12 protein-coding genes are annotated in these 15,076 nt (G+C 58.9%); 7 read left to right on the forward strand and 5 right to left on the reverse strand.

Annotated features, from left to right (window positions below; genetic code table 11):
• The first annotated feature begins 7 nt into the window (after positions 1 to 7).
• Genes flgK through ACM62R_RS08965 form a run of 3 tightly spaced genes read left to right on the forward strand, consistent with a single transcriptional unit; the run spans position 8 to position 3,574 of the window.
• Positions 8 to 1,462 carry a flagellar hook-associated protein FlgK gene (flgK, locus tag ACM62R_RS08955; protein ID WP_415183713.1) on the forward strand — a complete coding sequence of 485 codons (1,455 nt, stop codon included), beginning with the start codon at positions 8 to 10 and terminating at the stop codon, positions 1,460 to 1,462.
• Position 1,463: 1 nt separating this feature from the next.
• Positions 1,464 to 2,480, forward strand: coding sequence for a flagellin (locus tag ACM62R_RS08960; protein WP_415183714.1), 1,017 nt, complete (start codon positions 1,464 to 1,466; stop codon positions 2,478 to 2,480).
• On the forward strand, positions 2,477 to 3,574 hold the full coding sequence (locus ACM62R_RS08965) for a flagellar basal body P-ring protein FlgI (RefSeq protein ID WP_415183715.1): 1,098 nt from the start codon (positions 2,477 to 2,479) through the stop codon (positions 3,572 to 3,574). The genes ACM62R_RS08960 and ACM62R_RS08965 overlap by 4 nt, the downstream gene beginning before the upstream one ends.
• Before the next feature lie 1,195 nt (positions 3,575 to 4,769).
• Here ACM62R_RS08965 and ACM62R_RS08970 read toward each other — a convergent pair.
• The 5 genes from ACM62R_RS08970 to ACM62R_RS08990 form a co-directional block, all read right to left on the reverse strand.
• Positions 4,770 to 6,167 carry a 4Fe-4S binding protein gene (locus ACM62R_RS08970; RefSeq protein WP_415183716.1) on the reverse strand — a complete coding sequence of 466 codons (1,398 nt, stop codon included), beginning with the start codon at positions 6,165 to 6,167 and terminating at the stop codon, positions 4,770 to 4,772.
• The gene (locus tag ACM62R_RS08975; protein WP_415183717.1) at positions 6,164 to 6,991 is read right to left on the reverse strand and encodes an FTR1 family iron permease; all 828 of its coding nucleotides are present in this window, start codon (positions 6,989 to 6,991) and stop codon (positions 6,164 to 6,166) included. Before ACM62R_RS08975 ends, ACM62R_RS08970 begins: the two co-directional genes overlap by 4 nt.
• Positions 6,992 to 7,004: 13 nt before the next feature.
• Entirely contained in the window at positions 7,005 to 7,352 is a 348-nt protein-coding gene (locus tag ACM62R_RS08980) for a cupredoxin domain-containing protein (RefSeq protein ID WP_415183718.1), read from the reverse strand.
• Between the two features lie 55 nt (positions 7,353 to 7,407).
• Complete coding sequence (locus tag ACM62R_RS08985) at positions 7,408 to 7,941, reverse strand: iron transporter (RefSeq protein WP_415183719.1); 534 nt, start codon at positions 7,939 to 7,941, stop codon at positions 7,408 to 7,410.
• 265 nt (positions 7,942 to 8,206) lie between these two features.
• On the reverse strand, positions 8,207 to 8,845 hold the full coding sequence (locus tag ACM62R_RS08990) for an OmpA family protein (RefSeq protein WP_415183720.1): 639 nt from the start codon (positions 8,843 to 8,845) through the stop codon (positions 8,207 to 8,209).
• A 157-nt stretch (positions 8,846 to 9,002) separates the two neighbouring features.
• Here ACM62R_RS08990 and ACM62R_RS08995 point away from each other — a divergent pair, with 157 nt between their 5' ends.
• From ACM62R_RS08995 to ACM62R_RS09010, 4 genes are all read left to right on the forward strand, one after another.
• A complete protein-coding gene (locus ACM62R_RS08995) occupies positions 9,003 to 9,755 on the forward strand; it encodes a PP2C family protein-serine/threonine phosphatase (RefSeq protein WP_415183721.1) in 753 nt (250 codons plus the stop codon).
• 4 nt (positions 9,756 to 9,759) lie between these two features.
• On the forward strand, positions 9,760 to 10,632 hold the full coding sequence (locus ACM62R_RS09000; RefSeq protein ID WP_415183722.1) for a M15 family metallopeptidase: 873 nt from the start codon (positions 9,760 to 9,762) through the stop codon (positions 10,630 to 10,632).
• A 1-nt stretch (position 10,633) separates the two neighbouring features.
• On the forward strand, positions 10,634 to 13,075 hold the full coding sequence (locus tag ACM62R_RS09005; RefSeq protein WP_415183723.1) for an ImcF-related family protein: 2,442 nt from the start codon (positions 10,634 to 10,636) through the stop codon (positions 13,073 to 13,075).
• Between the two features lie 92 nt (positions 13,076 to 13,167).
• Positions 13,168 to 15,076 (forward strand): type VI secretion system Vgr family protein (locus ACM62R_RS09010; RefSeq protein ID WP_415183724.1); only part of this gene is annotated, 1,909 nt, incomplete at its 3' end.

The following is a 15,076-nucleotide window of genomic DNA, read 5'->3' on the forward strand; positions in this document are numbered from 1 at the left end:
TTGAGACATGAGTATTTCAAGCTCACTATCGAACGCGTTATCCGGTCTCTCAGCCGCTTCCCGGGCGGCTGAGGTCGTGTCAGCGAACACTGCAAATGCACTAACTGCTGGCTATGCCCGACGCGAGCTTTCGTTGTCATCGTTATCGCTAGGTGGAGACGGTGCAGGCGTTCGCATCAATGGTGTTAACCGGGTAGTTGATCAGGCGGTTCTGTCAGATCGTCGGCTTGCGATGTCAGAAACTGAAAACAGCTCGGTTAAAACAGATTTTTATACAAAATTTGAGGCATCGCTTGGCGCGCCGGGGGCAGACGGATCACTATCCTCACGAATTGTGAAACTGGAATCATCCATGATCGAGGCCGCAAGCCGGCCAGATAGCGAGGCACGCCTTGCCGCAGTACTGAACGCCGCAAAAGGGGTGACAGGTCAACTGAATACCCTATCCAAGGATCTGGGACAGACGCGAATGCAAGCAGATAATGGGATTGCCGATACGGTCACCTCACTTAACGACGCACTCTCGCGGATTGACCAGTTGAATTCCGATATACTAGCGCAGCGCGCTTCGGGACGCGATGCAACATCCTTGATGGATCAGCGCCAGGAACAGGTCGATAAGGTGGCTTTGATCGTCCCCATTCGAGAAGTGGCGCGTGATCATGATCAGATATCACTTTTTACAACCGGCGGCGCGATTTTGCTTGAGGGAAATGCAGTCACCATCGGGTTTTCACCTGTTGGCGTTATCACTCCGGATATGACGTTGGCTTCGGGGGCTCTTTCCGGGTTAACGATCAATGATATTCCGGTATCTGCGTCGGACCATGGAGTTTTGGGCGGCGGTAGGCTTGGCGCACTTTTTGCGATTCGTGATGAACTTGCCCCGAAGATGCAGACCCAGCTTGACGCTTTCGCCCGCGACCTGATTTCCCGGTTTCAAGATTCCGATGTTGACCCAACCCTTTCCGGAACGGCTTTAGGGCTTTTCACCGACGCGGGGGCCGCCTTCGATCCAATGATCGAGACTGGCTTAGCCGAGCGTATTAGTATTAACTCTGATGCCGACCCCGAAAAAGATGGCGCCCTTCGGCGGCTGCGCGATGGGCTTGGCCCCGGACCAGCTGGCAGTGTCGGGGATGCTTCTTTGCTGACAGCAATGGCCGAAGCCCTGACTGCGCCACACCCACCCGCATCGGGTAGTTTCTTAGGCGCTGCCCGGTCTTCTTCAGGATTGGCTGGTGATCTTTTGTCACAGGCATCAGGCGCGCGATTATCAGCAGAAGAAAGGCAAAGCTATGCGACAGCACGGTTTGAAGCATTGACTGAATTGCAGTTGGCCGATGGCGTAGACATTGATCACGAAATGCAGGTGCTGTTGCAGGTTGAGCAGGCCTATGCCGCAAATGCGCGTGTGATCAAGACGGTAGACGAATTGATCCAGCAAATCTTGGCGCTTTAGTATGAACTATAAATCCATCGGAGACATGGCGCAAACATTCCAGATGCAACGCCATAATTTGCAGCTAAAGACCCATCTGTCGCGCTTGACCGAAGAGTTAACCACCGGCGTCCAAAAAGACCTCGGTGTTGCAGTGCGCGGTGATTTTACGGCACTGGCCGGGATCGAAAGATCCCTAACCGTCCTTAATTCTTATGCTTTCACGACGGCAGAGGCATCACAATTAGCCGACAGCATGCAAGGCGTGTTGGGGACCATGCAATCGCTTATGGCTGATACCGGACCAATGCTGTTGTCGTCTGCCACTAGCACCAGCCCCACAATGGTGGCGACCTCGACCGCGGACGCAAAGCAAAAGTTCGAGTCAATGATCATGGCGCTGAATACCAACACTGCCGGGCGCTATGCATTTTCGGGTACGGCGACGGACATGCGCCCACTGGCGGCGCCCGAAGACATTTTGGCAAAGCTTCATACTACAATCTCAGGTGCATCAACTGCATCAGACGCTTTGGAGGCGATCGACATGTGGTTCGACGCGCCAACGGGCTCGGGTGGTTTTGTGGATCAGGCCTATACCGGGGGGACGACGGCCCTTTCTGCATTTCGGATAAGCGAAAGTGAAACGGCGCAGTTGCCGATCAACGCCACCGATCCAAACATCCGGGACGCAATAAGAGGCTTGGCCATTGCCGCATTGGTCTCTGATGGTGCCCTCGCCGGAAATGACACTGAACGGGCGCATCTGACCCGCGCCGCAGGCGAGCATGTCTTTGCCGCAGGGAATAAGCTGGTTGCAACCCAAGCTGCCATAGGCGCAACCCAGGCGCAGATTGGTCAGGTTTCCACACGAAACACCGCCGAAGCATCAGCGTTGACGCTGGCCAGAAGTGGCATGATTGCCGCAGACCCTTACGACACCGCCACGGCTCTTGAGGCCGTCCAGACCCAGCTTGAGACGCTATATACCCTTACCGCGCGGCTTTCGCGCCTTTCTCTCACGGATTATCTCTCATGAAACTGATTTTTGCACTGATCCTGTGCCTGCTTCCCATTTCAGTAATGGCCGCGCCAATTCGGATCAAGGATTTGGTAGAGTTTGACGGTGTTCGTGGCAATGATCTGGTAGGATACGGCCTGGTCGTGGGCCTGAATGGCACTGGGGATGGTTTGCGCAATGCCCCTTTTACCGAGGAAATCATGGCAAACATCCTCGAACGCCTCGGCGTTAACGTTAACGGCGAGCAGTTTCGCCCAAAGAACGTGGCAGCGGTTCTGGTAACGGCTACGTTGCCACCCTTTGGCCGCGCCGGTAGTCAGATCGACATTACGGTTTCCGCAATTGGCGACGCAAAAAGTCTGCTCGGCGGAACGCTGGTGATGACACCCTTGAACGCAGCAGACGGCGATATTTACGCTGTTGCACAGGGCACGATTATTGCTGGAGGAGTGTCCGCCGAAGGGCGCGGCGCCTCTGTAGTGCAAGGCGTTCCGACAGCGGGCGTCATTCCATCCGGTGCGCGGATCGAACGCGAGATTGCCTTTGATTTTGCTACGCTCGACTCGGTTCGTTTGGCACTTCGCAGCCCTGATTTTACGACGGCTGAGCGAATTGAACGCGTGATAAATCATGAATTCGGAAAGCGTGTTGCGTTAATGCAAGATGCCGGAACTGTTGCAGTGAACATCGTTGCAGCCAATATGCGTTCACCTGCACATGTTTTAGGCCGTATCGAAAACCTGCTCGTTCAACCGGAACTACGAGCCCGTGTCGTGGTGGATCAACGCTCCGGGACCATCGTTATGGGCGAAGATGTAAAGATTTCGCGCGTTGCGGTAAGCCAAGGCAACCTTACCCTACGGATACAAGAGGCGCCCATAGCAGTGCAACCAAACCCTTTTGCGCAGGGTGAGACGGTTATCGTCCCGCGGACTGACGCATCGATCACCGAGGATGCAGGGACCCAAATGGCCGAGCTTGCAGCAACCTCCTCGCTATCTGATGTGGTTTCTGGTCTCAACGCGCTGGGTGTCAGCCCGCGTGACATGATCGACATTCTAAAAAGCATCAACTCATCCGGCGCACTTCACGCCGAATTTCTGGTGCACTAATTGTCCAACCCCGGCGTCAGGTGTGCGAGGTTTTAGATGAAACAATCCGGTAATAGCCCCCATCACAGGGATGGTTTCGGAAATCTGAACAGTCGGGATGGGCAGATCTTCCGTGCAATGGCGGCATGATGCATAAGCGGCACGTCTACATGCAGGCTTCGGTTTTGTGGCTTTTGATGCATGCCGCCCTACAATTGAGCTTTCAGGAGGTTGCCGGTAGCGTGCCAAAACGGGCGCCGGATAGGGTTTCACGGGGAAAGGGAGGTGTCGCGGATCAGGGCACTTGCTGGCCCAACAGGTCTGTGCTGGCCGGATGAGGTCACGGCACGGGTCTGCAACGTCACTGCCAGCTATGGAGTGACTGCCCGGCGCCTTTCTGGCCGGCGAAGCGTTGCGCGCAAAGCGGGTGATGGTAGTTTACAGATCCAAACGTGATGATCAGATCAAGGTTCTCTTCTGCCGCTGCTGCGGGGTTTTGAAGATCTAAAGCCCGTTCCACGGCGGATGCCGATATGATAAAAATCAGCAAAGACTGCTGTGAACACCTAGATATCATTTGCGTCCGCTTCCCGGTCAACGCCACTGCGCGCCTGCGCCATGCTTGTCGGTGTTGCGATGTAGGTAACACAAGGGCCAAAACGACAAAGTGGCAGATCGAAGGCGGCCCACCAACCAAGAGCACACTCGCCCCCTCTCGGGCCATTGCTGGGCACTGCCCGGGCCGGCAAAGCATGTCGCTGTCACCAAATATGCCGACCACCCGCCGCTTTAACGCCCATACCAGACCTATCACCAGGGTGGCGTAAATCTGGACCGATCTGCTTTGAGAAGGTGGCGCGGCACGGCAACCCTACGAGGGGCTTTCTGACGGGCTTTGCGGGTATCCTGCGGGTGGCAGGCTACCGACTATAAAGCATTGGCCGAACCAAACAGGCGGGTAGAAGACCCTGACGCCGGTATCGGTGGTCGCATAATCTGCACGACACTCCGCTTGCGAAATACTCGAAAGCTATTCGCACAAACCGAGCCACTCTGTCACCGGCGGCAAGTGATCTGGCACCACCCCCAACCTCGCTAACCAAAATGGGCGGGGCGTTCGGAAGTCAGAAAAATCCGAACCGCCGAAAGGGGGTACGATGTTGAACATCACCGGTAGGACGAGCGCATTATCGCGCAGATTACCGTCCTGCCGGGCTCACCAATGCCAAAACAGCAGCCACCAGGCGCAAATCGGGGCGGCGAGCGCTGCAAAGGCCACCGTCGTGGCGGCGACCTGCCGCAACCCATTGCAATAGCGCCCCACGATGCGCGCCATCAGCCATGCCGAGGCAATAACCGCCCCCGTAAGCGCCCAAAACCGCGTTGGCCCAATCCAGCCAAGCGCAAAGCCGTCCGCCCTTAGCTGTGTCACCGTCATTGATGAAAGCCCAAGGATCACGCCAATCGCGGCCAGCGGAATCAGCCCATGGCTGAGGTGGTGAAAACGCTGCCATTCCCATTTGCCCGCAATCCGCACCGCAAGAACAAGCGGCAGCCCAACCGCTGCCGTTATTACGGCGGCTGTGGTGGCGATGTAGGTCAACAGCACCGCGCCATCCAGAATCGACAAAACGTCGTTGCGGCCGGGGTAGTTGGTCAGCAAAAACCAGGGAAGGCTATGCTCTAACGGCCAGATCGTGCCGTGACGGATCAGCCATGTTGCCAGCGCCTGTTTGAGGGTGATGAACCATGGGCTTGATGACCACTGAAAGGCGCCGATGGCGACGCCCATCAGGCCGGTAATGATCAAAAGACTGTCCCAATGGGTTGCTTCCTGCGCCGCCACATTTACAATTTCATGGTCGGGGCGGCGGGTCTTCAGTTCCACCGCATCCCGAAAGCCCGCGCAACGGCCACACATGTGGCACGCGCTGGCCCCCTTCATCGTGCGGACTGCAACCAGTGGGGCACAGGTAAAGGGCCGCATCGAGTCTGCGCTGTGGTAGGCTGCGTTCCACTGCTTCTGATCAACCGCGTAATGCATCGGCGCCAGCTTTGCCAGCAGCCCGAACACGCCGTTCACCGGGCAAAGATAGCGGCACCAGACCCGCTTGTTGCGGCCATACAGCCAGCCAATAGCCATGGCCCCTGCGGTCGAACCGCCAAGGATCAGCAGGACCGGCAGCGGGTATTGGTAGACGCTGATCAACTGGCCATAAACCGTAGTCAGCACAAAGGCGGTGAACGGCCACCCTTTCCAACGAATCCAGCGCGGCGTTGCCCTGCCACGCCCATGGCTGGCCGCAAATTCCGACAGCGCCCCCTCGGGGCAGAATATGCCGCACCACATGCGCCCAAACACCATCATCGAGATCAGCACCCCCGGCCACCACACCCCCCAGAACAGAAACTGTGCCAGTAGCGTCAGGTTGTTCCAGATATGTGCGCCGACAGGCGGCAACGGCAGCACCGTGGGCACGATCAACAGCACCGCATAGACGAAGACAACACCCCATTGCACCGCCATGACAGCGCCGCGATGGTCACGCAGCCAGGTGCCAAAGCGGGCCAGGCGCGCCTGTGGTGGCTGATGCGTATAGTCGATCGCCGTCATGCAACGCGTTCCCGTGCCTGCCATGACCCGACCCCGAACACTGTTGCCCAATAAAGTAGCCAGACGGCCAACGTCACCACCCCCGGCAGCGCGCGATAGCCGGTAAGGCCGGCAACCAGCCCGCCCCAGCGGCTCATATCATTCAGCAGCCAGCTTGTATCCCAAAGCGGATCGGTAAAGGGCAACACGCCCAACCCGATCAGCTTTTCCGCGCCGCTGGTAAACATCTGACAGGCCAACAGCAACAGCAACACCTCGGTCACCCGGAAAAACAGCCGCCACGACAGCCAGCGCCGCCCCAGTTGCAGCGCACCATAGGTGGCCAGTGCCAGCGCGAAACCGGCAACGATAGCGCCTGTAACCGCCATCAGCCCCCCCGCCGCATCAGCCCCTGCCGACAGAATGCCGTAAAGAAACACCACCGTTTCGCTGCCTTCACGCGCAACCGCGATCAGCGCAAGGGCGAACACCCCCCACCAGTGCCGCCGCCGCGCGGCGTCTGCCAGACCGTTTTGAAGTTCGTGTTTCAGGGTGCGGCCATGGGCATGCATCCAGAATACCATCTGCACGATCAGCACTCCGGCGACCAGCATCAGCGCCGTTTGAAACCAGTCCTGCGCCTCGCCCGACAGTTCATTGGCAAAGACCATCAGCGCGGCGGCCAGCGCAAAGGCCGCTGCAATACCGGCCAAAACCCCGCCCCACAGATACTTGCGCCCCGATCGGGCCGTATCGTTTGCCGCCATCCATGCGGCCAGAATACCGATAACCAGCAGGGCCTCGACGCTTTCGCGCCATACGATGAAAAGTATCTGCAGCAACATGGCGGGCCTCGGGTTACTTGGCGGTGATAGTGCCGTTGGCACTTGTCAGATTCATGTGAAATTCGTCGTAAAACGGGTAGGTGCCCGGCGATAGTTTGCGAAAGACCAGAAACGATTCCGCCCCCGGTGCGAGTACCTTTTCCTTGTATAGACGCAGGCTTTCAAACTCGGCCGCCGTGCTTCCGATGTTCTTGATCGCCAGCTTGAACGGTTTGCCGGCCTCCACCTCAAAATGCTGCGGCGTGATAACGCCGTCGTTCAACGTCACGTCGATGACCGGCAACTCATCTGCCTGCGTGGCACGGGCCGTGCCCAGACACAGGCTCAGCGCCAGAATCACGATATTAGCCAGCAGTTTCATGCAGTTTCCTTAGCTTGGGGCGCGGTCGAAACGGCCGCCGCCCCGTTCGCAGCTATCAATAGGTGCCTTTTTTGCCGGTTCCGGCATAGGTAAAATCATAGTTCTTGGTGAAGGGTTCAAACCAGGCCGCTACCCCGGTTTCAGGGTCGGTGTGGCGCCCAAAGGCCATGCCGTCAGGCGGCGCGACCATAAGTTCCAGCTGGTATTCGCCGGCGCCGTCCAGCTTGACGTTGTCGCCATAATGCGGCCCGTCGTTGGCAACCATCGGCATCATATGCCCCTCGGCAGTCCAGTCGCTGCCCTTTTTCACCAGCTTGAAGCCAATCTGCAGATAGGGCGCCCATTCCCCTTCGGCCAGACCATTGGGGTTGCCCGAAAGCGCGTGGATATCAGCCTCCAGGTGGATGTCAGCCTCTGCCGCGGGCGTCATCATGCCCGCTGGTTCCATGACGATCGGTTGAAGATAGACTGCGGCAACCTCCAGCCCGCCGCCTTCTTGCGGCTCGCCGATCGGGTATTCTGCCGCACTGGCCGACACCGCAAAACAGGCGGCAGAGAGGATGGTCGCACCAAAGAGCGTTCGAATCATTATTGATTTCCTTTCAAGACTTGCCCGATGGGAAATACCATACTTTTTTAGTAGGTAAATACGGAATGAAGGAACTCTGGACTTTGTTGCCTTTGGGCGGGGTGACCCAGTACCCTGGGCCGCACCCCCCAAAGGCGTTCAAATCTGCTGATATATATCGAGGGTTGGCTTGTCAATTTTGCTTGACAAAAATGGTCACGCAACAACCGGGCGGCGGGCGCAACCCTGCTACCGCGCCCTTGGGCTGACCTGGCGGGGGTCGGCCTTAGCTCAGCGCCTGAAATTCTACCCGCCGGTTTTCATCGGCGCGGCCATTCTCGGGGTTGGCCGGAAAGCGCTCTCCCATGCCGATAGTCTGAAGCCGCGACGGCGCAATGCCGCATGAATCGATCAGATGCCGCGCTACTTCCTGTGCGCGCAAGGTTGACAGATGCTGATTGTATTCATCGGATCCTGCGGTATCGGTGTGGCCAACGATGCGCACCAGATTGATATCGCTTTGCTGCAACACCTGGCACATCTTGTCTAATTTGGGCTTTTCCGAGTCCGAAAGGGCGGCGGAATCAAAACCGAATGTGATGCGCAGGTTTACCTGCAATTCCGGGTCAAGCTGCCCAAAAACCACCGGCGTCGCGACCAGCGGCTTATTGGGGTCGATTGGGCCTGCATCGGCCTTGGTCGTTACCGTCGCGCCGGGTTCAGCGCCAGAAACAGTGGCATTTTCAACGGTGATCAGCTTTAGCCCCCGCGCCTGACCCAGGCTGTTTGAATTTGCCTCGCTGAACGCGGCTTTCTGGCGCTCGAACAGTTTGGTCAGCTCATTCACCGAAAGATCCTCTTGCGCGATGGCGGGGGCGGCAAAGAGACCAAAAACGGCAAGAGCGGCGGGCAAGAGGAAACGCATGACAGATACCTCGGCCAAAAAAGATTTTGCGACGAACATGACCTAGAGTATCATCAAAACAGCCTGAAGGCAGCCCGTTCAACGTGTTCGGGTATAGTTTTTTGCCACCACCGGGCGCGCCCGTGTAGGAAAATCCGGCTGAAAGGCGGTTGTTTCGTTGTCCACGCCCATAACCCGCGTTCCGATGATGATGCCCGGCACCGCGCCCCGGTTCCATGGGGCCGGGTTGACCCATAGGGGGCTGGTGCGTGATCGAAACGAGGATTCCATTCTTACCGACCCGTCGGGCATGCTTTGGGCTGTGGCGGACGGAATGGGCGGCTACGGTCACGGCGACGTGGCCTCTGACATCGTGATCGACAAACTGAGCCATATCGCGGATGACACCTTGGCGCCGCAGGCGTTGCGCACGCAGCTATACGCCGCCAACGCCGAGATTCTGGCGCGCACCCAGCACGGCAACCAGATGGGATCCACCGTGGTGGCGGTCCTCGTCCAGAATGCGACGGCAACGATTGCCTGGGTTGGCGATTGCCGCGCTTACCTGCTGCGTGGCCCGGCGCTGCGCCTGCTGACGCGTGACCATACGGTTGTGCAAGACATGGTCGATCAGGGGCTTTTGGGCGATGCAGAGCGTGAAAATCATCCCGAACGCCACGTGGTCACCCGCGCCGTAGGGGTTGAACACACGCTTGATATTGACACGACCATCACCCCGCTTATTGCAGGGGATCGGATTTTGCTGTGCAGTGACGGGTTGACCACCTGTCTTGGCGATCAGGAAATTGCGGGCCTGCTGGGCGCATCGCCCACCCCTGAGGGCACCTGCAATCTGCTGGTGCGCGCGGCATTGGAAGCGGGCGCGCCCGATAATGTGTCGGTCGTCGTTGCCTTTGCATCCGAAAGGTAACGCGATGCGGGAAGGGGCGCTGATCGGACCTATCATCGTGGCCATCGGCCTTGTGGTGGCGGGCATCGCGGTGGCGGTGGTAGGCGCATTGCTGCAAACTGCCGACGCCAGCGCCGAATTGCGGCTGGAGCGCGCCGAGGCCGAAACCGCGCGCCTGCGCACCGAGGTGGAGACATTGCACACAGGCCTGCGCGATGCCGAGGCGAAGATCAAACACCTGGCGGAAGAGGTCGCACTGACAGCATCAGCCGCACCGATGCCGCAGGGCGATGCCGGGCTGAACGTCACCTTGCCCACGCCAGAACTGGAACAGGACGAACGCCACGGTAGCACCGAGGAAATGACCGAGGTGATGAAGCTGGCCAAGACACGTTTCAACAAGGGCATCACCCAACCCGGCAACCGTGTCATGCTAGAACTGTTGGGCGTGCCGCGCGACACCAAGACCGTCGATTGCAGCGGCGTAACCCAGCCACACCTGAAATCCCTGCTTGAGACTCGCCAGATTGGCCCGATCACGGTGACAATGATCAGACCAGCCCTCGACAGCCTTGAACGGATCATCGCAAAACTAGGCGAAAGCGAACCGGAAATCTACGGCGCGCTTGGCACGGCGGGCGCGCTATGTGTGCGGCTTATCCGGGGGTCAGACTCGGCCTGGTCAAACCATTCGTGGGGCACCGCAATTGATTTGAAGCTGCAGGGCCGGCTTGACGGCTTTGGCGATGGTGGCACGCAGTTCGGGTTGCTGCTGCTGGCGGAACTGTTCAACGAAGAGGGCTGGTATTGGGGCGCCACCTACAGCCGCGAGGATTCGATGCATTTCGAGGTTGGCGTGGAAACGCTTCTCAAATGGCAGGCTGAAGGAAAGTTGTAGCGTGGCGCGCCCCGACCAGCCCCCCCCTTCGGTGTTCAAATCCGCCGCGCGCCCGGTGCTGGATCTGGTCGAAGATCTGGAGCGGCAGACCCGCGCGGGCGCCGCCGCCGCAGTAGACACCGCCGAGGCCGCGCTGGCCGCATTTGAACAGGAGGCCACACGCGCAGGCGCGCCGCCCAACGCGATAAAACCGGCGCGCTATGCGTTGGCGATGTTGCTGGATATGCGGGCACGCACGGTGGCAAACCTGTCTTTGACACGCTGGACCGTACTGGCGCAACGACAGCTTTTTGAGGGCCACGATATGCCCATCGCGCGGATTCGCGATTTTCGCGAAACGGCTGCGCGCCAGGGGGGCGCCTATGCTGATCTGGCGCAATTCCTCAGCGATATCCTTGCCCGTGCCGAGGCGCAACGCGACACCCATCGCCGCATCGACAACGGCCATTGGGGTTTGCGTATCGCCGCCTATCTTTTGGTGCTGGTCCTGGGCCTTGCGGGGTATGCCGGTTGGCTTGAACATCGGTTCCACGAACACCTCATCACGGCATTCGACGCCGAGGTGCGCGGCATTGGGCTGGAAAATGCGCCAAGCGGGGCCGCGTTGGTCACGCGGCTGACCGCCCTGCAAGCGGCCGCTGCGCGGGTCGCAAAGGCGGCGGGTCGCGCCCCGCTGCGCCGCGCCCTGCGCCTGCCCTTTGGTGACGCGGAAACCCACGCAAACACGGCCTATCACCGCGCGGTCAACACTTATGCTCCCCCGGCCATCGCTGCGGGTATCGAAGAGGTATTGGCGACCGAGGGCGATGGGCTGGTCCTTTATGATGCGTTGCGCGCCTGGTCGGTGCTGACCGGCACGGATACCTGGGGCGCCGCCTATCTGACCGGCTGGCTGGAGGATAACGGCGCACAAGCGGGGCTGGTGGGGATGGCACCGCATGTCGCCCAGCTTGACGGTCCCTTTCCTGGCATCACAGTGCGTGACAGCGCGGTGATGGATCAGGCACGCGATTTTGCCGCCGAAGTGGCCGAGCCCGACCGCGCATGGCTTGAGCTGTTGCGCGCCGCACGGATGCGCGCGCTGCCCGAATGGATACCAACCACGGCGATAGCGGGGCTGGATACGGTGCTTTTACGCCGCTCCGGGCGCCCGATGACCGAGGGAATTGCGGGGTTGTTCACCGCTGCAGGCTGGATTGAGGCGCGTGATTTCGCGGTCGGCGGCGCCGTGCAACGCGCCCGTGATCTTGCCCTGCCGATCACTGGGCATACCTTGCCCGCCAAAAACAATTCCCCTGATCTGTTGATGGACCGGCTGCATCTGGAAACGCTGACCACATGGAAAGCGTGGCTGGCCGACCTGCGCGTACGCCCCTTTGGGCAGCGCGACACTGCGATTGTCGTGTCGGGTGCATTGGCACAGCCAGAAAACCCGCTGACACGCCTTTTGCGGCAGGTTTGGGTCCAGGTTGGCGGTAGCGACCGTAGCCGCAGCCACGCGCAGCAAATCACCATCGCGCGCGAATTCGGTGCCATGATCCAGTATGTCGAGCAAGGGCGCATGGCTGAAATCGCACGCTTGTTTTCACAGCTCAACGTGGCACTTGGGGCCACGGACATCGGCACAAACCGCGGCGCTGCGCGCCTGATGAGCGTTCAGGATACGGCCCGCTTTATCAACGCGCTGAAAAATGCGCCACGCATCGTGGTGCAGATCGCAGAGGATGTGTTGGTGCAATCGGCATTGGCCGAACAGGGGCAAAGCTCCAACCCGTTGACACGGGGCTGGCAAAGCCAGGTGTTTCCACTTTGCCGCGACACGCTGGCGCATTATCCGTTCAACGATGGCCCCGACGCCGCCCCCGCCGATCTGGCCGCCCTTCTGGGCCCGCAAGGCGCCATTGGCACCTTCGTGCGCCAGACCGCTGCCCCCTATCTGGAAACCGGCGAAAGCCCATGGCACTGGAAACCAGAGGCGCGCTTTGCCGGTGTCACCCCCGAAAGCGCGGTATTTCTGGAACGTGCGATGCAGGTTGGCGAGGGCCTTTTTGGCGCTGACGGACAGTTTGGTGCCGATCTGACACTGGCGGCTTTGGCCGAGCGGGGGCAAACCATGTTTGCCATTGGCGGGGTGGCAAAACCGGTGCGCGCAACCGGCGCGCCCGCGCAATTTGCATGGCCCGGGCCACAACCGGCCATCGGCGTCGATGTCAGCTTTCGCGACACGGAAAAGGGGGCGCGCATAACATATGGCGGGCCATGGGGGCTGATGCGGCTGATGGACGGCTTACGCTTGCGTCAGCGTGACGGCGGGCAGCGGCTGCTGCTGGATCTGCGCACCGAATCTGGCCGTGTGTTTTTGGAAATGGATTTTACCCGCGCGCTTAACCCGGTTTCTGTGCGCCCCGCGATGAAAGGGCTGACCTGTCCGCCGGGCCTTTAGCGGAATTCCACCCGCTCGACCGATTTTCGCTGTATTGTATAGGGTATTATCCACGCATTTCACACCCCACGCCCCGACCCGAGGAGAAGACAATGGCTTTAGGACGCATCGCTCATTTGACGACTCCGCTTGACGAGGATGCCTTGCTGTTCTCGCGGCTTACCGGGGCGGATCATGTCAGTAAATGTTTTGAATTCAACGTGCAGGCGCGCAGCTTTGACCCCAATATCGCGGGCACCGATCTGTTGGGCCAGATGGTAAGCGTCGCGGTCACAACCGACCATGAGGCGCAAGAGACACCCCGCTATTTTCACGGCATGGTCGATCAGTTCCGCTTTGAGGGCGATGACGATGCCGATATGTTCATCTATCGGCTGATCCTGCGGCCCAAGTTGTGGCTGCTGTCAAAAACCACCGACAACCGGATTTTCCAGGATCAGTCGGTGAAAGAAATCATCTCATCGGTGTTGTCCGAACACAATATCTATGATTTTCGCTTTGATCTGAGCGGCCCTGCAACCAAACTGCGCGACTACTGTGTGCAATACGGCGAAACCGATCTGGATTTCATTCAGCGGCTGATGGAACACGACGGTGCCTTTTATTATTTTGAGTATGAGGACAACAAGCACACCCTGATCATCAGCGACGATTCCGGCAAACTGAAAGCGGCGCCAGATATGGAAAGTATCCGGTTTGAGCCGCATGACATCGCCAACACAGGCGGCCCCGGCGTGATCACCCGGCTTAGCCGAACCGATACTATCGTATCAGGCGAACACACGCTGACCGATTACAATTTTCAATCGCCCTCGGCCGACCTGATTGCCAAATCCAGAAAAACCATGGGCCACGACAGCGACGCACAAGCGCGCTACAGCTATCCGGGCCACTATATGGACATGTCCGCCGGCAACACCATGGCCGAACTTAGGCGCACCGAGGATCAGGCGTTCAGAAATGTTATCTACGCACGCTCTACCGCCAGCATGCCACGATCCGGCAACGTGTTCGACCTTTTCGATTACCCGCGCGACACCGAAAACCAGGGCTATCTGATCCTGTCCGTTGATTATGACATCTGGGACGGGCAATATAACGCCTCTGCCGATCAAACGCGCGATGACGGATTCCTGGCAAATTACCGGTTGGTGCCAAACCTGGGCAAATTTCGCCCCGCTCGAAGCACCCCCAAACCGGTGATGAAGGGGCCGCAGACCGCCCGCGTGGTTGGGCCGGCCGGCGAAGAAATTTATACCGACGAATACGCCCGCGTTAAGGTGCATTTCTTCTGGGACCGCGCCGATGAGGGGCAGGGTGACACGACCTGTTGGATTCGCGTCAGCGCGGCCTGGGCGGGGGCGGGGTTTGGCTTTATTCAGATTCCGCGTATCGGGCATGAGGTCATCGTTGATTTTCTGGAAGGCGACCCCGACCGCCCCATCATCACCGGCCGCGTTTACAATGCCGAACAGATGCCCCCCTATGACCTGCCCGCCAATGCCACGCAATCGGGCTGGAAATCTGAAAGCTCGCTGGGTGGGGGGGGCTGGAATGAACTACGGTTTGAAGATCTCAAAGGCGCCGAAGAGGTCTATTTTCAGGCCGAAAAAGACCATAATGAGCTGATCAAGAACAATGAAACCCGGCACATCGGTAACGATTTTGCCGAAAACGTGGTCAATAACGCAAAGCAGGATATTGGCGTCGACCGCGATGAAACGGTTGGCAACAACAAGACGACATGGGTTGGCGTTAACCGTACCGTCTCCATCGGTCAAAATGACACCGAAACCGTCGGGGCCAACCGCAAGCTGACGGTGGGCGCGGATGAAACAATCCTCATTCGCGCAAACTCAACCGAAGATATCGGGCTAAACCACACGCAATCGGTTGGCGCCAATCAGACAATTACGGTCGCTGCCGCTCGCTTTGATACCGTCAATGCCGCCGAAAACCGCATCGTTCGCGCAGCCCAGACAAACGAGATCGGCCTGATCC

Source organism: Phaeovulum sp., assembly GCF_047638075.1.
GTDB lineage: Bacteria > Pseudomonadota > Alphaproteobacteria > Rhodobacterales > Rhodobacteraceae > UBA6197.